The organism is Arthrospira sp. PCC 9901, from assembly GCF_059013425.1.
In genome coordinates, this window is the sequence record NZ_CP102296.1 from 1,213,197 (window position 1) to 1,233,651 (window position 20,455).

Genomic DNA, 20,455 nt, shown 5'->3' on the forward strand with positions numbered 1-20,455 from the left:
TTAAGTCTTGGAGGCGATCGCCAAGATTTGCCAACGGCTAAACGGACTCAAAAGGATTAAATTTCTGAAAAATGCCCAGACCTACTGTGATTATTCCCGGCTATTTTGCCTCATTCAAAGACTATCAGGAGTTAGCCAAATCCCTGGAAAAGGAGGGGATACAGACCCTTATTGTTCCCATCAAAAAACGCGATTGGTTGCCGACAGTTGGCGGTAGGTCAATGGTGCCAATTTTGCGTAAAATTAATACGACAGTACAGCAAACTCGGCTTCAGTATAGTTCGGATCAAGTTAACTTGATTGGTCATTCGGCTGGGGGTTGGATTGCCAGAATTTATATTGGAGAAAAACCCTATACTATTCATAATGATGTTAATGAAGATACTCAGGGTTTGTGGAATGCGCGACCATATATAAAGAGTCTCATCACCTTGGGAACTCCCCATATTAGTCAGGAACAATGGACTCGCAAAAATTTGGATTTTGTTAAGTTTAATTATCCGGGTGCATTCTATGAAGATATTAGGTATATTTGTCTAGCTGGTAAAGCGATTATGGGGGGACGTAAGCGAGGACAACTACTAGCTTATAATAGCTATAAAATCACTGTGGGGGTGGGAAATACTTGGGGTGATGGCATTACACCTGTTGAGGCTGCCCATTTAGAAGGGGCAGAAAATATCACGTTAGATAATGTTTGGCATTCCCCCAGTTCCCCAGGAAAGTGGTATGGTTCAATTGAGGTAATTCCTGAGTGGATTGATAAATTAAATTGAGGAAATGGTGGTGAAAGTTACAGAACAAAACATCAAACTAGATAAGTTTTTGAAACTGTCGGGGTTAGTGGAAAGTGGCGGACAGGCTAAGGCTTTTATTCAGTCGGGTTATGTGATGGTTAATGGACAAATAGAAACTAGACGGGGACGGAAATTAATAGAAGGCGATCGCGTAACTTTTAACGGGGAAACTTTCCCAGTTAGCATACCAGATAAAATCTGACAAAATTCGGCTAATTTTAAGCAAAAACTACGGTGCGATTACCATAAGCTAAAACACGATGTTGGAGGTGAAGACGGACAGCGCGAGATAAGACTAATCGTTCTAAATCTTTTCCTTTGCGAACCAAGTCAGCAACTGTATCTCGGTGGCTGACACGAACAACATCTTGTTCTATTATAGGTCCTTCATCGAGATCGGCAGTGACATAATGGGCGGTGGCACCGATAATTTTAACGCCGCGATCATAGGCGCGCTGATAGGGATTAGCCCCCGGAAAAGCAGGTAAAAAAGAGTGATGAATATTAATGATTGAAGGGAAACTACTAACAAATTGAGGGCTGAGAATTTGCATATATTTAGCTAAAACTACTAAATCTATTTTGTGTTGTCTTAATAACTCCAACTGCTGGGTTTCTTGATCGCTTTTGTTGTCGGGAGTAATGGGGATATGATGAAAGGCGATCGCCAACTGATCCGCCAGAGGTTTAAGGTCGGGATGATTACTAATAATTAGGGGAATTTCCGCCGGCATTTCTTTAGCTTGCCATCGCCATAACAGGTCTAATAAACAATGGTCTTGCTTAGTCACCCAGATGGCAATTCGGGGAATAGTATCGGAAAAATGTAGTTGCCAATTAGCCTCTAAAGGTTTGGCGATCGCACTAAAAGCAGGCGCAATCACATCTCTGGGCAAATTAAAGTCTTTTAACTCCCATTCAATCCTAGTTAAAAATAATTGGGCTGAAGCATCAGTATGTTGATCAGCGTGAATAATATTGCCACCATTAGAGTAGATAAAATTGGCAATTTTAGCCACCAGTCCACGACGGTCAGGACAGAAAACCAGTAAAGTAGCAGTAGGTGATTTCATCTTAATTTGGCTGTTGGTTTGATGGTTAATGTTAAAGATACTTGTCCCGTAGCTTCACAGATTTGATCACTATAGCTTCCACAGCGATCGCAATATCCCAGGCTTCTGCTAAAATTTTATGCTCCGGGGTAGTATAATCTTGCCATTGAGGTATAGTCAAATTAGAAACATCACAGGGAAACAGATGGGAGGATTCTTTAATTAAGCAACGATTCCGGCGAATCATGACCTCTGTATTGAGGGTTCTAACTAATTCTTTCCTAATCATTTTCAAGGCGCTAAGAATTTGGGAACGGTCAGGGACTTTAGCGGTAGAATTTCCGGCATTTTCCAGTTGATCACAAAAAGCGATCGCATGAATAATTCTATTATATCGCTCAACTTGCATCCAAATAGCTATTAAAGATTTATGTCGCCAAGTCGTGATAATTTTGAGGGTCTCATCAACAATTAAGCCGAAACAGGCGATCGCATGAATGACTACCAAAACCGTTTGAGAGGCTGGAAAAATCCCAATTAGTATCCCATAACTGAGTAAGACTAAACCCATAGCCAGCAAAGTTTTTAATCCCTCCTGCAACAACTTTTTGACAGTAGCAGGTCGATAGACTCGGTTGATACCTAGTCCGCTGAGGTGTTTCAGTTCTCCTCGGCTAATTTCCAATCCCTGTAAATCGGGTGTCATGGGTGAGTTTTCCGGCTTATTTTACCTTGACTTTTCCATCATAATTCTCAGCCAAAGTGGCTACTAAATTTTTCTCTTTAGACTGTTTTACAGATTTTTGATAAGCCCATTCTGGGGTAATTGGCAGAGGTTTTTTAAGTTCATTATACTGCTCATTTAAGGATACTAATTTTTCCAGTTCAAGGATCAGATCCTGGGGATTAACGCGACAATAGAGCAAGAATTTATCATAGGCATCTCCCATTTGTTCATAGACACGAGAAGCGGCTAAGTGGTTATTCGCCCTATCCATAGGATTAAGAAAAGTCAATAAAGGAGCCAAACTAGCAACCATAACTGACAAGATAATATATAATCCATAGCTTGCGCCATTTTCGGCTTGCAAATCTGCGATCGCTTGTACACTAGCAGCGGCGGCTAAAACGGTGCTGGGAATACCGATATATAAATTAGTGTGAGACCAACGAATTGACACATAAAGATGCGCCCAAGACATAATTCTACATAAATTTCTTCTATCTTCGGCTCTAGCGAGAATATCCTCTCGTTTAACCAATTCATTCATACTATAGATGTCCCTAGTATTTTTCGAGCAGTGGGGTTGATGTTTCAGGTGGTAACTGCGCTCAAAAATTATACGATATTATGTGAGGCTATGAAACAGGAGCGCGACCGGAAGTGACGGGTAAGCCGATCATAAAAGTTGTTCCGGCTTCAGTTTTGGGAGTGACTCCCTGGGGTAGCCATTCAGGAAGACAGGGAGAATAGACCATTATTTCCCCTTGCATTGGCTTGAGTAAATCTTGGACGATCGCCAAACCCAGGCCAGTACCAGGGATATTCCCTTGAGCCTGAATACCCCGATATCCTCTTTCAAATAGACGATCGCGATCGCCTGGTGGAATTCCCGGTCCGGTGTCACTGATAGCAATAGCCACACCGGGAGCCGGCCAATGGTCGATCGCATAATTCTCGGCCACTTTCAGATAAATCTCGCCGCCGGGGGGAGTATATTTAAGTGCATTATCGAAAAGATTGCTAATCACCTCCCGCAGCGCCTTAGCATTTCCTCTGACTGTAGGGACTTTTGGGGGAATTTCCGCAATACATATAAGTTGTCGTTCATCGGCGATCGCACAAGTGGCCGTCCATAGGGGGTTAATAATCTCCTGAACCTTAATCGGTTCAATAATATCAGTAGCAGGTAGCAAAACCGGGGACTTAGCCACTGGTGTCGGAGGTTCGCGGCTAGTGTTTACATATTCTACTGTAGCTGTTTGGCTATCTCCAATGGAGGAAAAGGGGAGACTGAGGAGATTTTCTCCTCTTTCCGCAGTGCGATCGACCTGTTGGAGTAGTTCCTCAATGCGATCGCTTTGGCTGAGGATATTATCAGCGAGTTTATAGTTACGGTCATCGGGACTGAGGCGCTTTAGCAAAAGTTTCCCAAAAGTCCGCAAAGCAGTCAGGGGACTTTTTAGCTGATGCAATAACCCCTGTAGAGTTTGGTATTCTTGGCTTTGTAGCTGATATTGTTGTCTAACTTCCTGTTGTAGCCATTGAGAACGTCGATCCAAAATACACGCAGTAGTAAGAGTATGAGCGATCGCCCTCAGTTGTCGCTGTTCCTGGGAATTCCAGGGTCGGTCATCGCGACCTGTCACCAAAAAACCCATCACCATGCGATCGTGAATTAGGGGGAGGACCTGTTTTTGAGGAGAATCAACATTTTGCCAGTCCGACTCTGGGGGTGGGTCCCCGAATGATTCCACTTCTTCTGTCTCTGTCCTCGCAATATTTTCTGATGGGGGAGCTAACCTGGGGAGGAGACTAGGTTTAACAGACCAGGTAAAATCCAACTGGGGTAGTTGGATCAGAACTTGATCATCAGACCATGACCGAGGTATTTCTGGATAAGCAGCGATCGGGATCAGTTTTCCTGGCTGACCCGCCGCCCAATCTTCCGCCAGATATACCACACTTAAAGAGGCTCCCCAACCCGTGATTAGGGAAACTTGAGCTTGACAAAGGGTGATAAATTCCGAACTGGTAGCCATGAGCAAGGTTTATTAACAATTAATTTGATACCCTTTAGCCCTCACAACGAGATCCCTCCCTACCAGGGGATAACTAATTTGCCCCGTGGTATGGTAAACTAACTCGACCCAGAAACCATCAAACTTGATCTCAACGGCGCTATCCCGATTATATAGTAGTCTGGATTTCACAGGCCATGGCTGTCCACTTTTGCCTTTTGAGGAATGGGACCCTAATCAACTCAACTTGGGGGTCAAACCATCTAGGGATAATCCCTTGAGTTCCCAAAACTGGGCGATTATTTTTTATTTGTATCAATGTATTAAAATCTATTGAAATTTCTGGCCAGAAGATATATAATTCACTCGTATTTGGTAGCTAGATTTACACCCATCTGCTCAAAGAGGAGGTAAAGAAATTGGCTAGAAGACGTAAGCGCAAGAGCCGTCGCAGACAAGAAGGACGGCGCATTCTTGAGTGCGTGCCTCAATATAGCATTTCCAGTGGCGAAGATAAACCGGTAACCGCCGCCCGCAAGTATATTCACTCTGAGGGCATAATTCCTCCGGCTTTGCTACTGGTCAAAAGAAACGAACACACGACCGATCGCTATTTCTGGGCCGAAAAAGGTCTATTTGGTGCTCAGTATGTCGAAGAAAACCATTTTTTGTTCCCCAGCCTAAAGCATATTGCTGAAAAAAACAATAACCTGGTGACGACAACCGCGAGAGTTTAATTGTGGATGTTGTAACTGACAACATCATTTTTTTTGTCAGGATTCCGCCATATTTTGGGAGATCAAACTGTTCCGAACAGGGAGATTAACCAGACATTGGTTTGTCATCGGATTAACTTAATGTCGGCAGGAGTCTCCCGTTATACCAGAAGTTAACGGGAGGAAGATGCCGCCAACTGGGTATGAAAACCCTCCCTCGCGCTTGGCTTGGGGAGAGGGCGGGAAACTAGGCGGCTAATTATTGGTCGTGCTAGGAGAGTGGGTGCCAAAAGTTAGAGCGGGTTGCTATTAGCCTTAAATGTTCTCTGATTGTTTAGAAGCGAGAGCTTGTTTTAAGGTAGCCAGTTCATCCCTATGGGCTGTAACCCGAATCATACTCTCGGTTCTGCTCTCAGAACTTTTAACGGCTTCCAGTTGTAGGAACACCTGCTCTGGTCGCTTGGCCTTTTGCCAATAAAAAAAGCCAGCGAGAGGAGAAAACAGCACCAGGGCGAGAAAACCATAGCCAGAAGCGGGGATAGCCATTGACATCACCAAACCCAAACACAGGCTACCAATAGCGGTTAACAGGGTGAGAAAAATGGCCATGAACCAACTGGGGCGGACTAAGCCTTCATAGGTGATCGAATTTTCCTGGCGATCAATAGCGATCGCACGGTAGGCTCGCGAGTGAAAATAATTCTGAATTTGCTCTAGGAGAGTGTCCGCGTCTTGGGGGACACAGATAGTTTGCTGCTCAGTTCGCTCCTTAACCGAAGCCTTGATAAAGAAAAACAGACCGACAGCCAATAACAGGGTCAGAAAAAAGGTGGATGGAATAACAGGAATGGTCATAAATTTCGGGAACGACTAGCGGACACTATATTATTTTACGGCCATTGGTGTAGTCATACCAAAGTTGAGCCAGTTCTCCTGCTAGGGGACGACACTCGGGTAAAACTTGGTACATTCGGCGGGGTCTTCCTCGACCGTCAACTTTTTGCCAATATCCGCTAATAGTTCCCTCCCGTTCCAAAAACTTCAAAGCGCTATAGAGAACGGTATCTGAGAGACGATAGATCCTATATTCTTGCTCCAAGCGTTTAATCAACTCAGTTCCATAGGAGTCCTCACCCAAAAAGACCGATAAGACATAGCAAACCGCTAACTCCCGATTGAGATAAATCGGCGGCGGGTCTTGAAAAAATCGATAGATATCCTCAAAGGTCATCAGCCTGTCCCACTCCACATCCTTATCCTTACCTGTTTATGAAAACAGCAAGGGGTGTCCATTGACTTTTGACATCTAATTTATCGCGTTTTTCAACCAGCGTTTGGTCAATGAAATCACTATTTGAGGATATTTTGACTAACTGGCTTTGCGATCGCCAATTAACTGATAACACTCAGCCACAGAAGCACCCTCAGCCATAGCAGCCGCCAAGGCTTCTAATGCTGACCAGTTTTGCTTGAGCAAAGTTTTAGCCTGTAAGATAGCCCAGCGTTCCTTAATTTCAGCATCTTGAGGTGAGCGCCCTAATTGAGTCCATAAGCGCCTAATATTTTGGCGATCGGAAAGTCCCCCCAGAGCCTGATCATAAACCAAAATTTCGGCAGCAATACCCGCCATCCAAACCTTACAGTATTTATCGATCGCTTCTGAGGAAATCACGCCATGGTCAAGTTGTTCCATCAACTCGACATCATTAAAGCGGACTCCTCCTTGGGCTTTTTGTCCTTGTCTAAAGGCTTCCCAAGCGGTCAGCGCATATCCTTCCACGGGAACACCCAATAAATAAGCCATTAAAAAGTGACCAGCTTCGTGGTGGACAATGCGATCGCGCCGGGAACCAGAAGAACCGGCGAACCAATCCACTAAAATAGTGGAGCCTTGACCCTGTAGGCTAAAAGTATCCAGAGTAGCCAATCCCAATAATACAAACACCATTCCGGCTGGGACGGCGGCGGATATGTGAAACAGAGGCGCTACCAGGGTAGTTAAAGTCAGGGTAAAAATAGTAATCGCAATCAGATTTAAAGAAGTATCCCGCATTTATCACGTAAAACTCCTGGGAGGGTTGGAAGCTCCGTGATTGATCACGGAGAGGAAAACCGACTCAAGCGGCTGACCGCCGCCAGCACCCCCTTGCGGGGTGGAGGGGTATGGTTGCCCCTCCATGGAGCTATGGTTGGCTCCGACTCCCTTGCGGGGTAATGTTTGCTTCGCCAATGTTCAGAGTCGGTACTATCCAAATCGCACGTCCTTAACCCCTTAGAGATGTTTAACGATTCGGTTCTAGGGCCTGGAACTAGCACGCATTCCAGGGTAGGAACTTTAACTCTTGCTCTGAACGTAGCCAGTTAAGGCTTAAGCTGGTCAGCTACCTGAAAGCGGGGGGCACGAAGCCCCCGTGCTTCAGCCGGGGGTGCTGACTTATTATCAATTGTCACCGTTCACTAGGTCAGAGGGAGACGCAACATCTATAGACCGCGCTTTATAGAAGGTTTCCAAACTATGGCGATCGCCCACATAACGCCAGTGCCACGGTTCATAACTCACCCCGAGGGGGTTATCTTTGGGAAATGATAGCTCAAAACTATAGAAAGCGGCATTATCGACTAGCCATTTAAAAGCGGGAGTTTGATCAAAAGTCTCTCTCAGATCGGTATCGGGAAAGTTAGCATCGCCCACATCAATAGCATAGCCGGTGTGATGTTCACTGTAGCCAGGAGGGGCGCTTACTTGGGCGCGTTGACTGGGGACTTGTCCCCTTTGGGCTTTGATGTCAAAAAACAAAAATTCCTGATCTTCCAAACCCCGAAACCCAGATATGGGAACCAAAATAATTCCGCTTCTTCTGGCTGCATCAGTCATGTCCAAAAAGGCATAAGCGGCGGCGCGACGTAACCTGATCACACCATCAGCGGTAATATTTTTCAGTTCACTCTCGGGGGCTTCCTCATAGGGAAGATGTCCCAGAAGGTTAACTGGTAGTTGGGAAACTTGGTTAGGGATGACGGATGGTGTGGGTAGTGGGTTAGTTGTTGGTGGGGGTTGCATAGCATCAGTTGTTTCTGATGCTGACAGGTTAACAGAGGTGCGATCGACGACCAAAATCCCAAATTGGTAGTTAAGGGCGAGAGCCACTACAAAGGCCACTATACCCAGGGCTAACCACTGCCAAAATTTTGGCGATCGCTGAGACTTACCAAGGGTACTATGATCGGAGTTGGGAGTATCTCGAATCGCTTCCGGGATATCTTCGCTGGTCATGGGCGGAACATTGTCCAAGTTCTTGTACATATTGATCCCGTTGAACAAAATCACAAAAAAAGCAGGTAGGAGCCTTAACCACTGATAACACAGTCCCCTCAGACTACTCCTGGTGGACAAGTTAACCTGACGCGAGAGGACGCCTAACGGCTATATTAACTGCTATATACTACAGTGTGTCGGGGACATAACCCGGTTTTCTTTGGGGCAGACAGTGTTAGTTTGCTATCATATCTTAATTAGGCTATCGATGAGCTAATGGTTACATCGATGATGCTGGAAAACACCTCAAAAGCGATTGCCAACTACTATAGGTTAGCTGAAATAGCAACTTTTATACCGTGTCTATTGTAGATTATCCTGCCAAACAAGCCTATCAGCGGGGTCTCAAATGGCTCGTGGGTTCCGCTGTCTTGGCTGTGGTCGGAGTGGGTGGAGTTTTGGGTTATGATCTCATCCAAAATCGACCACCAGCGCCCATTTCTGCCGAGGTAATTCCTGTAAAACTCGGAGATGTAGAAAACCGCATTAATGAAGGGGGAATTTTAGAACTAGGCGGACAGCGTAGCATTAAATCTCCTGAAGATGGTGCGGTTGAAAATATTTTCGTACAAGTAGGCGATCGCGTCACCCAGGGTCAACAACTGATGAGTTTACGCAACCCCAACCAACAAACGATTTTACAGAAAAAACAGCTAGACATCCAAAAACAGGAAATTATTGTAGAACGCCATCGCCAAGAAGTAACCGAAGCCGAAGAACAACTAGCCGCCGCCCAACGCCAGTTACAAATTGACCAAGCACAATATCAGCAAGAATTAGCCTCCAAAAAAGCCGTCAAAGATTTAACAATTCAGAGACTTGAATCCCAGGTTAATCGGAATCGCCAAAAAGTGGAAGAGGCGGAGATAGAATTAGCGGCGGCTGAGGAGAAATTAGCCAGCAGCCGAGAACTACTCGAAAGAGGATTTGTGGCACAACAAGAAATTGAACGGGGAGAAGAAAGTGTTCGTCAGCAAACCACCGCGTTAAGAAACGCCAAACATGACCTTAATACTACCTTAATGGAATTGGCATCAGCTAAAGCGGAATTAATCACGGTTTCTACTACAGTTAACACTTCCCCCGTGGTAGAGTCTGAGATTAGGCTAAGACAGGCTAAAACCACTTTGAGACAAAGCCTCAGTGAACTAGAACGCCTACAAATAGAATATCAAGAGGAAGCACTGAAATTACAAAATTTTGTGATTACATCTCCTATTAATGGAGTGGTACTTAATATCAATGTTAAAGCGGGAGATGGACTGAATCGCGGTCACGATTTAATCACATTAGGCGACCCTAATCAGGAAATCGTTAGGCTGCAATTATCAACCCTTAACGCTGTTCAAGTTAGACAAAATCAACTAGCCCGGATTACGGAAATAGGGCCTAATCCTGAAGTATTTATAGGACGAGTAGACCAGGTTGATCTCGCCACCAGACAGTCGGAAGGAAATCAAGACTCAGGTTCAGGACAAGCGTCGGTTTTTGCTACTGTTAAATTAGATAGACCCACTGGACGTTTAATTCCAGGGAGTCCAGTTAGTGTAGAAATTGTCTTAAATCAACGAGAAAATGTTGTGGTGCTGAATACCGAATTAATCCAAAGAGATAGAGACTCTCGCTATGTATGGGTATTAGACGATAATAATACGGCTCAAAAGCAGCCTGTAACCCTCGGTCTAGAAGGATTAATAGAGGTAGAAATTACTTCCGGTTTAAATTCAGGAGATTTAGTGATTTCGCCTCCCTTTAACCAAAGCTTAGAACCCGGTAAAGTTATTGTCCATGAACCTCAATAAATTTATCATCGTTAATTAAGGATTATACCTAATCATTATCATCAAATAATTCCATGAGTTTATCTATCTTTAATTTATTGGGTTTAAGTTGTCAGTCTTTAATGGGTAATCCTCTCCGGTCTACTCTGTCAGCGGTAGGGGTATTTATGGGAGTCGCTGTAGTCACAGCAACTATGCAAGTTAGGAATATTTCGGAAGCGGTCATTGAACAACAGATGAATGAACGGGAATCTCCGATTTTATACCTGTGGATATCTGACCATCAAAGTGGTAAAGTACAATCTTTTACTATGGATGATGTAGAGTTTCTTAATAATAATTTACAAGGTATCACCAAAGTGATGACATTAAGGTTTGTTTGGTGGATAGATTCTGTGCAATTTCAAGACCGCACGGGACATCCTGACATGACAATTGCTGTTACCCCAGAATATCAGCAAGTTTCCGGGCGTAAAATTATCAAGGGACGCTTTTTTAATTCAACTGATTTAGATCAATATTTATCAGTAGCTATTGTAGATGAAGTCTTAGCCAATCAATTGTTTGATTATCTCGACCCTATTAATCAAAAAGTTTATATTGAAAATCGACCCTATACAATTGTGGGAGTGATTGAAAGCAAAGATATTTTTCCAGTGATGGAAATACAAGGCTTATTAATTATTCCTCTTTCTTTAGATATAGCAATTACCGGAAATTTACAGCTTGACGAGTTGATGATTGGTATTCAAGATTTAGACAATGTTGATCAAATCAAGACACAAGCGATTTCTATTTTACAAAAACGTATACCCACTCAACAATATGGAGATTGGGTAAACATTACAGACATTCTAGAACAAAGAGAAACTTTAGCATCTATTTCCCAAGCATTATTAGTGGTCAGTATCATCGCCCTATTAGTGGGTGGGGTGGGTATCGCTAATGTGACGATTGCTGCAGTTATTCAAAGAACACCTGAAATCGGTTTAAAACGAGCCATAGGAGCGACTCGTTTTGAGATTATGCTACAATTTATTCTAGAAGTAGTTATCATCAGTTTAGGGGCTGGTATTTTAGCTATAGCCACAGTTCACGGAGTCACTATTATGGTGAGTCAACGATTTAATTTACCCTATACAATTGACTATAATACCGCTAAATTATCCCTAACATCATCACTAATAATTGGTGTAAGTTCAGCCCTATTTCCCGCGATTCGCGCCAGCAAAATTGAACCAGTACAAGCCTTAAAAGGAGATTAGCATGAGTTTATCTACATTCAATTTATTGGGTTTAAGTTGTCAGTCCTTAATCGGTAATCCTCTCCGGTCTACTCTGTCAGCGGTAGGGGTATTTATGGGAGTGGCAGCAGTTACGGCGACTCTACAAGTTAGGAATATTTCGGAGTCAGTAATTGCTCAACAAATTGCAGCCAGAGAAGCGCCAGTAATTAGATTATCTCCGGCTTGGAGACGGGGAGTAGAATTTCAGGGTTTGACACTTAGTGATTTAGAGTTTTTGCAGAGTAGGTTAACGGGTGTAACTGCCATTGCTGGTCAAAGAAGTGCTTGGTGGATAAATGCGGTTGTATTTCAGGATCGCAGTGTTAATCCAGAATCGAAATTAGCTGTTTCTTTGGAATATCAAATAACCTCTGGTAGGCGCATGATTAAAGGTCGTTTTTTTAATAGGACTGACTTTGTGCAATATCGACCTGTGGTTATCGTTGATGAAATTTTGGCAACTGAATTATTTGGAAATATTGACCCGATTAACCAATCAGTGTATATTCAAAATCGACCTTATACCATAGTGGGGGTTACTGAAACTAGAGAAATATCATCACGGTCTGGTCAACAGGGTTTATTGCTGATACCTCTACCATTAGACGCGGCGGCGACGGGAGCGCGTCATTTACATAATATCACTGTGGGAGTAGAACGCCTAGAAGAAATAGATAAAATACAACAGCAAGCGATCGCCCTTTTACAACAACGAATTCCCACCCAAGAATATCGAGGTTGGCAAAATATTAACGATATTTTAGAACAACAGAAAACTCTGGAATCAGTTTCCCAAGCGTTGCTAGTTGTAGGTGCAATATCTTTAATTGTGGGAGGGGTGGGAATTGCTAATGTGACGATTGCTTCTGTGATTGAACGTACCCCAGAAATTGGATTAAGACGAGCTATTGGAGCTACACAACTCGATGTTATGCTACAGTTTATTGTAGAGGCGGGGATTTTGAGTTTAATGGGTGGAACTATAGCGATCGCCACTGTTCACGGCGCGACTATAGTAGTTACAGAACAGTTTAACTTACCATACGAATTTGACCACGAAACTGCTATAATCGCCCTGAGTTCCTCGGTATTAGTGGGGGTAGGGGCGGCGTTCTTTCCGGCGCTCCGCGCCAGTAAACTAGACCCAGTGAAAGCATTAAAGGGACAATAATTATGGCTAAAAATCGCGAACCATTCACGATGAGCGATCGCCTTTGGTGGCTGAGATTTTTACTAATTGCGATCGCCACATCAGGTTTATGTATTACCCTGGCTGTCAGCTTAGAAACTCCTCCAGTTACCCAAGCTAACGCCTCCCGTAACACGCCATTACTAACCCCTCCCGACCTTCCCCAAACGTCACCCAATCCCAGCATTAATTTAGATAATCATAGGACAGAAAAAACTCGGGTTAAACTCCCCCAAATTATGGGGAATATAGCCAGGTTCTCTCCCTTCAAACTAGAAAATGAACCCTCGCCAACTGAACCCAATTTACAGATTATCTCGCCAGAATCTTCGTTAGAAAGAGATAGCAATCAAAATCCTAGGAGTCAAAATCCTAGGAGTCAAAATCCTAGGAGTCAAAATCCTAGGAGTCAAAATCCTAGGAGTCAAAATCCTAGGAGTCAAAAGGCGATCGCTAACCCCCAACCCCGACCAACCATTGCCGCAACCCTCCCCGAATCAGCAGAATACCGCGTCAATAATAGCTTAGATAATTGGTTAGATGGCATAGAAATCGCACCCCAATTTAGCCAATCTCAACCCCTGATTAACTCCCCCACAAATGAAGGTACACCCTCCCCAGAAATTCCCCAGTTTATCCCAGAGAATCAAGATAATGCTGTGCAATTAACCCTACAAGATGTAGTATTTTTGACGCTTGAAAATAATCGTAGTATTAAAAATCAGTACCTAGAAAGAATTATACAGCGGCGAGATTTACAAGTAGCGGAGGATAAATTTTCTCCAGAGTTTACCCCCAATTTATCAATTGAATGGCAAGATATTCGACAGGGGGGACAAAGTATTTCTATGACATCAGGGTTAGTTTTAGATGCTCAAATGGTGATAAAAATTCCCACAGGGGGAGAGTTAAATATGGGCTGGACAGGTCGCGGCGAGAGAGAAGGAAGCGGCCTTAATACGGAAAATAGATTAAGACAGAATTTAGAATTATCCTTCCGACAACCCCTTTTAAGAGATGGTGGAATCGAAGTAAATCAAGCCTCGATTAGAATAGCGCGCCTTGATGAAGCTATTAATATTTTAAACCTAAAAAATACTTTGATTGACGAAATCACCGAGGTAATTTTAGCCTATAGAAATTTAATCCAAGCCCAGGAAAGGGTCAAAATTCAAGTGCAGTCTTTAGTTTCCTCTCAACAACAAGTAGAAAATACTCAATTTTTAATCAATGTAGGTCGTCTTCCTGCTATTGAGTTAATTCCCGCCCAACGCGGAGTTAAAAATAATGAAATTAGCCTTTTAGATGTTAAAAATAACCTGAAAAGACAACAATTAGCATTATTGAATATTCTGGATTTAGAACAAGATATTATTCCGGTGGCTGTCCAAATTGATTTGGATGAACTAGAAATGCCAGAATTGCAGGAAATTAGAGAAATCGCCTTAGTAAATAGACCAGATTATTTACAGGCTCAACTAGAAATTGAAAAGGCAGAAACTGATTTAATTATAGCTGAAAATAATCGAAGATGGCAAATTGATTTTGATACAGGGCTTCGCTACAACCCCTCCCCCAATCTGGTGGAAGAGAGAACGGAATTAAGGGCGGGAATTGTGTTTAGTAAAGAATTGGGCGATCGCACTATAGAACAAGAGTTTGAACGCCGTCGTATTAATCTAATACAAGCCCAAAATGATTTGGTAGAAGAAAGACAACAAATTGATATTAATGTAGTCAATGCTGTGCGTGATGTTCGGGATAATTATCAAAAATTAGAGTTGGCTCAAGAGTTGACAGAATTGAGGAGACAGGAACTCAATAATGAGGAAGAAAAGATTAGGCTAGGTGTAGGGAATACTTCTGTAGTCGATTTAGTCCGGTTTCAAGATGATTTAGTCAACGCCCAAAATGCGGAATTAAATGCCAAAATTGACTACCTCAACTCGTTAACTGAATTAGACCGAATTTTAGGCACAACATTAGAAAGATGGGATATTATTGTGGAAACAGAAACTCCCTTGTAAAAATCTATGGTTATTGAATTAATTTGCGAAGATAAAGATGGGGAAAATCAACGCCTGGATAAGTGGTTATCAGAAAGGGTAGACCAGTTATCTAGGTCCCGTCTGCAAGCCTTAATTTCGTCGGGTCATGTTTGGGTAAATAATTCGCCCTGTACGTCGAAAAAGGCTACAGTTCAAATTGGCGATCGCATTCAAGTGGAAATCCCGCCAGCCATTCCGTTAGAATTAAAGGCTACTAATATCCCCCTAGATATACTCTATGAAGATGAAGAACTACTCATCATAAATAAACCGGCTGGCTTGGTAGTTCATCCCGCCCCAGGACACGAAAATGATACGCTAGTCAACGCCCTATTAGCCCATTGTGAAACCTTAGCTGGTATTGGCGGCGTACAGCGTCCGGGTATAGTTCATCGCCTAGATAAAGATACCACAGGAGCGATCGCGATCGCCAAAACTGACCACGCCCACCAACACCTACAAGCGCAAATTCAAGCCAAAACCGCCCGCCGCCAATATTTAGGGATCATCTATGGTGTCCCGAAAACTACCTCCGGTGTCATTGACCAGCCTATAGGTCGCCACCCAAGCGATCGCCAAAAAATGGCAATTGTACCCCAACACCAAGGCGGACGTAGCGCTATCACGCACTGGAAAGTCAAGGAACGCCTGGGAAACTATACTTTGATAGAATTTGAACTAGAGACAGGTCGCACCCACCAAATTCGCGTTCACAGCGCCAGCATGGGTCATCCTATCGTGGGCGATCGCGTCTATGGAAAAGGTCGTTCCGTAGGAGTCAACCTCCCCGGACAAGCCCTCCACGCCTGGAAACTGACGCTACAGCATCCCACTTCAGGGGAATTAATAGAAGCGATCGCCCCCCTACCTCACACCATGACGACTCTATTAAAAGTTTTACGCGATCGTTAATTATCAATCTGACCCTGGGAGCCGGGGGTGGGTTGCTTTTTCAATTGACCTCTGTTATCATGAAAGATGATCGGGGTTTTGAAATATATCATAATTTACCCCCACCTGTCAACCCATCCCTGTTGATCTTGGTTGTTGGCTGGTCAAATAGTTAGCAACATCTTTTAACAGTATTAGCTACCACATTAGCATGATTAAATGTTAAGTTTAAGGTAGAGCAAAACACGGCTAGAAAACCCAACAGGGGCGAAATGACTGAATCTTTAGATTTACTTAAAGATTTTTTTTCCCCCAGAAAAGCTAGAAACTATCGACAATAAGGTTAAATATGTCCAGGTATGATTCCCATTTACGGTGTTCTTTTTGTGGCAAATCTCAGGAACAAGTTCGCAAGTTAATCGCAGTGCCCTGGGGTCTATATCTGCGATGAGTGTGTGGAACTTTGTAATGAAATCCTGGAAGAAGAGTTTTCAGAAAGGGCTGGAAATAAACCACAACCGGGTCTAGATGTAGAAACTAGACCATCTCCTTCCCAGCCTAGACTAACACCCCTAACAGAACTTCCTAAGCCAGTGGAAATCAAACAGTACCTGGATCAGCACGTCATTGGCCAAAACAATACCAAAAAAGTCTTATCAGTGGCAGTCTACAACCACTACAAGCGTCTTAGTGTAGATGCGGGAAACATGAGCAATCAAGACTTTGACGAAACACAAGGCTATAACGACGAGCAGGTAGAATTACAGAAATCGAATATTCTACTAATGGGACCGACTGGATGTGGTAAAACTCTCCTAGCAGAATCTCTGGCTAAACTCCTGGATGTTCCGTTTGCGGTGGCTGATGCTACTACGCTGACAGAAGCTGGCTATGTGGGAGATGATGTAGAAAATATCCTACTGCGGTTGCTACAGGTAGCTGATTTCGATATCGAAGCAGCACAGCAGGGAATTATCTATATAGACGAAATTGATAAAATTGCCCGCAAAAGTGAAAATACCTCTATCACGCGAGATGTTTCTGGGGAAGGGGTACAACAAGCTCTGTTGAAAATCTTAGAAGGAACTGTGGTTAATGTGCCACCCCAAGGGGGAAGGAAGCACCCCTATCAAGATTTTATCCAAATTGATACGAGCAAGATTCTGTTTATCTGCGGCGGTGCTTTTGTGGGTCTCGATAAGCTGGTTGAACAACGGATGGGTAAAAAGTCCCTGGGCTTTATTCAACCAGGTGTTAAGCCAGGAGAAGAGGGGCTGAAAACATCTGTGGACACGACGGAAGTTCTCCAAAATGTGGAACCTCAAGATTTGGTGAAATTTGGCTTGATTCCTGAGTTTATCGGTCGGGTTCCAGTCCTGACTGTGATTTCTCCTCTGGATGAGGAGGCGCTGGTGAAAATCTTGACTGAGCCTCATAATGCTTTGGTTAAGCAGTATAAACAACTGCTGAAAATGGATAATGTCTCTTTGGAGTTTGAACCTGATGCTTTAATTGCGATCGCTAAAGAAGCCTACCGACGTAAAACAGGGGCTCGTGCGTTGCGCGGGATTTTGGAAGAACTAATGTTAGAGGTAATGTATGAGTTACCCTCCCGCAAGGATGTTAACCGCTGTGTGATTACTAAGGAAATGGTGGAAAAACGGTCAACTGCAGAGGTTCTCTGGCATCCGGCTTGGCGACGCCAGCACGAATCGGCTTAAATTAAATATACCGAAAATTGTCCGGTTAGGATTCATAGCTACTGTGGTCAGAGTCAGAGGGCGAGTTGATAAATCTTCTCGCCCTTAGATGTGATTAGTGGTGGAACCCACCCCGCGCGCGATCGCATCTATTATCAGTTGAGTCTGTGTGCGCCGTATCGTAACAGCATATCTAAACTAGCCAATCGATTTTGCCAACTTTGGACTTGGTAGGGTTTTTCCCTAGCATGGAGGGTCATATAACCGTTAAATTGAGATTGAAAAGTAGCTAATTCTCGTTGAGCGCGACTCAAGGCTTGAGGATTGGGGGACTCAGCCAAATTTTGCAAAGCCTGTGCTAAAACCTCTGCTTGGTTTCTAAAGCTGTTTAGTTGAGATTCCCTGATCCAGAGTTGGTCATTAGCGAGGAGAAAACTCCACTCTCGCTTGAGGGCTAAATAGCGATCGCTGGCAGCCTGGAGAGGCTGACGGTAGGGTATAATGGCGCTCTGGTTTCCGCCATTATTTTGAGTGCGACGCAAAAATCCCTGCAAGTTGCTATCAATAGTTTCCACGGCAAAAATGGAATAGCCGCCACTAGGTAAATCTCGGAGGGCTTGAATTTGGTCGATCGCCACCACATTAGGAATATCCAAAAGTTTGACGGAGGGGGCGATTAAAGTAAGCCCTAACTGTTGTGGTCCGGTGAGAGGTTGAGTAATGCGCTGTAGGCGATTAGTATCGAGGGAATAAGTCATAGGGACTAGCAAATCAAGATATCCTTGACGCGCCCAAACTTCCCAATGTTGTTGAATTTTGGCAATGCGTTCAGTTTCCGGGTGTGGAAACACCGCCGCCGAGAGAATGACATTCGGATAATTAGTGCTTAACAGTTGTCGGACATCGCGGACAAAAGATGTCACCTGATCAGAGCGAAATTGTGTCCACTGTTGCCATAATACCCCATCACGGGGAGTCAGAGAAATGGGGTCAACTCCAGTTAAATCTCTAAACTGGGTTCTGGAGGCTGTACCATAGCCAAAATTAAAATTCCGGTTAGCATCCTGAAAAGGATAGCGGATATAGTCGAGATGAATGCCATCAACCTGATAATTGTGGGCTATTTCTCCGACCAAACGTAATAGATAACTGCGGACTTCCCGGTTAGCTGGATCTAGGTAAGCCTTGCGATCGTTTTCATGCCAAGTCCGACCCTGGTTATCCAAATTAGCCCATTCCGGGTAAGCGGACAACACAGGACCTAAATAACTGTCAGGTTGTCGCAAGAGGGCATTGTGTCGCTGATTAGCGATCGCAAATACCCAAACCCAGGCGTGTAATTCCATACCCCTAGCTTTTGCTAGTTTCACCGCCGCAGCTAAAGGGTCCCAACCGACGGTCAAAGGATTCTGGGAGGGTGCAACTCGCGAGGGGTAGATAGTATATCCGGCGTTGACAGTTTCAAAAAATACGGTATTAATTCCGGCATCTGCCAAACGGTCAAATATTTGGGCGAGTCCGGCTTCTCCTCTGGCCGCGACGATTGTACCACGATCTAGCCAAACTGCCCGAATTTCTGCACCCGATCGCTCTCCGTCGGTGGGGTAATTTTCCCACAATTTTTGACGGGCATCTAACCATAATCTTCTGGCAGCTATCCAATTTTGGGCGGCTACCAATTCGGGAAACTGTTTAATCGCTTGTTGGGCTAGGGCGATCGCATTTTGTGTCCTTGATGGTATAGAAGATGTGGCGTGTCTAGCAATTGTAGTCACTGGATTTTTCGGTTCAGCCGAAGCTATCTGCAAGTTAATGGGGGTACTACCAGAAGCCGAAGCTATAACAGCATTTTCAAACCTACCCAACAGATTCTCTAATTCTTCCCTCATCAAAATGGCGGTAGTGTTATCAATGGGGTCGTTACCCGGTTTGACCTCTAACCCTGCTGGCGCTGATTGTTCCGAGGGGTCTGTAAATAATTGCAGCAAAGAAGGACGGGGGTTGACTGAGGCTAGGTTGGGGTTACTAACTCGATTAGCTGGTGGGGGGGTTTGAATAGTTGTCTGAGACCCTGTATTTGACCGCTGAGGGGGGGTTTGAATAGTTGTCTGAGACGCTGTATTTGACTGCTGAGGGGGGGTTTGTATGGTGTGATTTTGGCGGGCTACAGAGGATTGTGGGGGACTGCTAGCCCCAGTGTCACGATTAATAGCAGCCTGTAACCAAGCTGTATCTACTTCTGGTGACTCTCCGCGTCCCCAATGCCATCCTAAATAAATAGCCTGGGTGGTTGCAATAGCGGCGGCGGAAGCGCTGCTACCCTGCCAAACTCCGGCGGTGTAGCTTTCTTGGGTGGCGGGAATTAATACCCCACCTGCTACGGTTCCACTGGTGTTCACTGTGGCGGCCCACTCTGTTATATTACGACAAATCTGATCTTGACAGCGATCGCTTTGAGAAATCGGCGTGGCTGGGTTACTCAGGGGAAAAGCCCAATAAGACCCGATTAGGGTTCTTAGTCTTTCACGCGCTAAGGGAGTTGAACGGTTCCCCACTGTCCCACTGGCTATTAAGCGCCCTCCCTGTTGTACCCATTGTTCTAATATACGAATTTGGTCTGTGGTCATTACTTCCACATTGGGAAGAAATAATACTCGCAGTCCCCGTAATGCTTCCGCGCTATTGAGATTATCTATATCAATGGTTTGATAGTTGATGCGACTGCTTTGTAGTCGGCTTTCTACACTATTCCAGTCTGCTGTCGGTAATGGGGAACGTACTACTCCCAAAATTGTTTCGGCTTTCACTGGTCCAGGAAACCAGGCGGAGAGATTAATTATAATACCAGTCAGAATGGCTGTGAGTGGGTACTTTCGGGAAGATGCCATGGGCTGTTAAGTAGTTGGTTATTGTATGGAGCGAAAATCCGATCGCAAT

General features: G+C 44.2%; 17 protein-coding genes and 1 pseudogene. 9 read left to right on the top strand and 9 right to left on the bottom strand.

Annotated features, from left to right (window positions below; all coding sequences use genetic code 11):
* Nucleotides 1–71: 71 nt before the first annotated feature.
* Together NLZ44_RS05335 and NLZ44_RS05340 are read left to right on the top strand one after the other, a co-directional pair.
* Complete coding sequence (locus NLZ44_RS05335) at nucleotides 72–776, top strand: esterase/lipase family protein (protein ID WP_493752094.1); 705 nt, start codon at nucleotides 72–74, stop codon at nucleotides 774–776.
* A 4-nt stretch (nucleotides 777–780) separates the two neighbouring features.
* Nucleotides 781–999, top strand: a complete 219-nt coding sequence (locus NLZ44_RS05340; protein WP_111893222.1) for an RNA-binding S4 domain-containing protein — start codon at nucleotides 781–783, stop codon at nucleotides 997–999.
* Nucleotides 1,000–1,015: 16 nt separating this feature from the next.
* Here the strand turns inward: NLZ44_RS05340 and purU are convergent, their stop codons facing one another.
* From purU to NLZ44_RS05360, 4 genes are all read right to left on the bottom strand, one after another.
* A complete protein-coding gene (gene purU / locus NLZ44_RS05345) occupies nucleotides 1,016–1,870 on the bottom strand; it encodes a formyltetrahydrofolate deformylase (RefSeq protein ID WP_111893224.1) in 855 nt (284 codons plus the stop codon).
* A 31-nt stretch (nucleotides 1,871–1,901) separates the two neighbouring features.
* The gene (locus NLZ44_RS05350; RefSeq protein ID WP_008050177.1) at nucleotides 1,902–2,555 is read right to left on the bottom strand and encodes a hypothetical protein; all 654 of its coding nucleotides are present in this window, start codon (nucleotides 2,553–2,555) and stop codon (nucleotides 1,902–1,904) included.
* A gap of 16 nt (nucleotides 2,556–2,571) precedes the next feature.
* A complete protein-coding gene (locus NLZ44_RS05355) occupies nucleotides 2,572–3,120 on the bottom strand; it encodes an SLATT domain-containing protein (protein WP_008050176.1) in 549 nt (182 codons plus the stop codon).
* Between the two features lie 88 nt (nucleotides 3,121–3,208).
* Nucleotides 3,209–4,612, bottom strand: a complete 1,404-nt coding sequence (locus NLZ44_RS05360; protein WP_493752095.1) for a sensor histidine kinase — start codon at nucleotides 4,610–4,612, stop codon at nucleotides 3,209–3,211.
* 398 nt (nucleotides 4,613–5,010) lie between these two features.
* On the opposite strand from NLZ44_RS05360, the gene NLZ44_RS05365 reads away from it, so the two are divergent.
* Nucleotides 5,011–5,328 (top strand): DUF3155 domain-containing protein, encoded by a 318-nt coding sequence (locus NLZ44_RS05365; protein WP_006669290.1) that lies wholly within the window; start codon nucleotides 5,011–5,013, stop codon nucleotides 5,326–5,328.
* 294 nt (nucleotides 5,329–5,622) lie between these two features.
* Here NLZ44_RS05365 and NLZ44_RS05370 read toward each other — a convergent pair whose 3' ends face one another.
* The 4 genes from NLZ44_RS05370 to NLZ44_RS05385 form a co-directional block, all read right to left on the bottom strand.
* Nucleotides 5,623–6,162, bottom strand: coding sequence for a cofactor assembly of complex C subunit B (locus NLZ44_RS05370; RefSeq protein WP_315640989.1), 540 nt, complete (start codon nucleotides 6,160–6,162; stop codon nucleotides 5,623–5,625).
* Between the two features lie 25 nt (nucleotides 6,163–6,187).
* Entirely contained in the window at nucleotides 6,188–6,538 is a 351-nt protein-coding gene (locus NLZ44_RS05375) for a PadR family transcriptional regulator (RefSeq protein WP_315640990.1), read from the bottom strand.
* 138 nt (nucleotides 6,539–6,676) lie between these two features.
* Nucleotides 6,677–7,360 carry a hypothetical protein gene (locus tag NLZ44_RS05380; protein WP_006626173.1) on the bottom strand — a complete coding sequence of 228 codons (684 nt, stop codon included), beginning with the start codon at nucleotides 7,358–7,360 and terminating at the stop codon, nucleotides 6,677–6,679.
* Between the two features lie 387 nt (nucleotides 7,361–7,747).
* On the bottom strand, nucleotides 7,748–8,581 hold the full coding sequence (locus NLZ44_RS05385; protein ID WP_008050154.1) for a M15 family metallopeptidase: 834 nt from the start codon (nucleotides 8,579–8,581) through the stop codon (nucleotides 7,748–7,750).
* 341 nt (nucleotides 8,582–8,922) lie between these two features.
* On the opposite strand from NLZ44_RS05385, the gene NLZ44_RS05390 reads away from it, so the two are divergent.
* The 6 genes and pseudogenes from NLZ44_RS05390 to clpX all read left to right on the top strand — a co-directional run bounded on the left by NLZ44_RS05390 (nucleotide 8,923) and on the right by clpX (nucleotide 17,539).
* The gene (locus NLZ44_RS05390; RefSeq protein ID WP_493752096.1) at nucleotides 8,923–10,425 is read left to right on the top strand and encodes an efflux RND transporter periplasmic adaptor subunit; all 1,503 of its coding nucleotides are present in this window, start codon (nucleotides 8,923–8,925) and stop codon (nucleotides 10,423–10,425) included.
* Nucleotides 10,426–10,478: 53 nt separating this feature from the next.
* On the top strand, nucleotides 10,479–11,669 hold the full coding sequence (locus NLZ44_RS05395; RefSeq protein ID WP_111891195.1) for an ABC transporter permease: 1,191 nt from the start codon (nucleotides 10,479–10,481) through the stop codon (nucleotides 11,667–11,669).
* A gap of 1 nt (nucleotide 11,670) precedes the next feature.
* Nucleotides 11,671–12,861 (top strand): ABC transporter permease, encoded by a 1,191-nt coding sequence (locus NLZ44_RS05400; protein ID WP_493752097.1) that lies wholly within the window; start codon nucleotides 11,671–11,673, stop codon nucleotides 12,859–12,861.
* 2 nt (nucleotides 12,862–12,863) lie between these two features.
* On the top strand, nucleotides 12,864–14,906 hold the full coding sequence (locus tag NLZ44_RS05405; protein WP_493752098.1) for a TolC family protein: 2,043 nt from the start codon (nucleotides 12,864–12,866) through the stop codon (nucleotides 14,904–14,906).
* A gap of 6 nt (nucleotides 14,907–14,912) precedes the next feature.
* Complete coding sequence (locus NLZ44_RS05410) at nucleotides 14,913–15,839, top strand: RluA family pseudouridine synthase (protein WP_493752099.1); 927 nt, start codon at nucleotides 14,913–14,915, stop codon at nucleotides 15,837–15,839.
* A gap of 328 nt (nucleotides 15,840–16,167) precedes the next feature.
* Nucleotides 16,168–17,539: pseudogene (gene clpX, locus NLZ44_RS05415) on the top strand (ATP-dependent protease ATP-binding subunit ClpX).
* Between the two features lie 134 nt (nucleotides 17,540–17,673).
* On the opposite strand, the gene NLZ44_RS05420 reads toward clpX, so the two are convergent.
* Nucleotides 17,674–20,406 (bottom strand): glycoside hydrolase family 10-like protein, encoded by a 2,733-nt coding sequence (locus NLZ44_RS05420; RefSeq protein ID WP_493752100.1) that lies wholly within the window; start codon nucleotides 20,404–20,406, stop codon nucleotides 17,674–17,676.
* Between the last annotated feature and the right edge of the window lie 49 nt (nucleotides 20,407–20,455).

What these genes read in the sequence shown, in the direction of transcription:
- NLZ44_RS05355 (WP_008050176.1), bottom strand. Translation starts at nt 3,120, where the DNA reads ATGAATGAATTGGTTAAACGAGAGGATATTCTCGCTAGAGCCGAAGAT.
- NLZ44_RS05335 (WP_493752094.1), top strand. Translation starts at nt 72, where the DNA reads ATGCCCAGACCTACTGTGATTATTCCCGGCTATTTTGCCTCATTCAAA.
- NLZ44_RS05340 (WP_111893222.1), top strand. Translation starts at nt 781, where the DNA reads ATGGTGGTGAAAGTTACAGAACAAAACATCAAACTAGATAAGTTTTTG.
- purU (WP_111893224.1), bottom strand. Translation starts at nt 1,870, where the DNA reads ATGAAATCACCTACTGCTACTTTACTGGTTTTCTGTCCTGACCGTCGT.
- NLZ44_RS05370 (WP_315640989.1), bottom strand. Translation starts at nt 6,162, where the DNA reads ATGACCATTCCTGTTATTCCATCCACCTTTTTTCTGACCCTGTTATTG.
- NLZ44_RS05400 (WP_493752097.1), top strand. Translation starts at nt 11,671, where the DNA reads ATGAGTTTATCTACATTCAATTTATTGGGTTTAAGTTGTCAGTCCTTA.
- NLZ44_RS05410 (WP_493752099.1), top strand. Translation starts at nt 14,913, where the DNA reads ATGGTTATTGAATTAATTTGCGAAGATAAAGATGGGGAAAATCAACGC.
- NLZ44_RS05350 (WP_008050177.1), bottom strand. Translation starts at nt 2,555, where the DNA reads ATGACACCCGATTTACAGGGATTGGAAATTAGCCGAGGAGAACTGAAA.
- NLZ44_RS05375 (WP_315640990.1), bottom strand. Translation starts at nt 6,538, where the DNA reads ATGACCTTTGAGGATATCTATCGATTTTTTCAAGACCCGCCGCCGATT.
- NLZ44_RS05380 (WP_006626173.1), bottom strand. Translation starts at nt 7,360, where the DNA reads ATGCGGGATACTTCTTTAAATCTGATTGCGATTACTATTTTTACCCTG.
- NLZ44_RS05395 (WP_111891195.1), top strand. Translation starts at nt 10,479, where the DNA reads ATGAGTTTATCTATCTTTAATTTATTGGGTTTAAGTTGTCAGTCTTTA.
- NLZ44_RS05385 (WP_008050154.1), bottom strand. Translation starts at nt 8,581, where the DNA reads ATGACCAGCGAAGATATCCCGGAAGCGATTCGAGATACTCCCAACTCC.
- NLZ44_RS05420 (WP_493752100.1), bottom strand. Translation starts at nt 20,406, where the DNA reads ATGGCATCTTCCCGAAAGTACCCACTCACAGCCATTCTGACTGGTATT.
- NLZ44_RS05360 (WP_493752095.1), bottom strand. Translation starts at nt 4,612, where the DNA reads ATGGCTACCAGTTCGGAATTTATCACCCTTTGTCAAGCTCAAGTTTCC.
- NLZ44_RS05405 (WP_493752098.1), top strand. Translation starts at nt 12,864, where the DNA reads ATGGCTAAAAATCGCGAACCATTCACGATGAGCGATCGCCTTTGGTGG.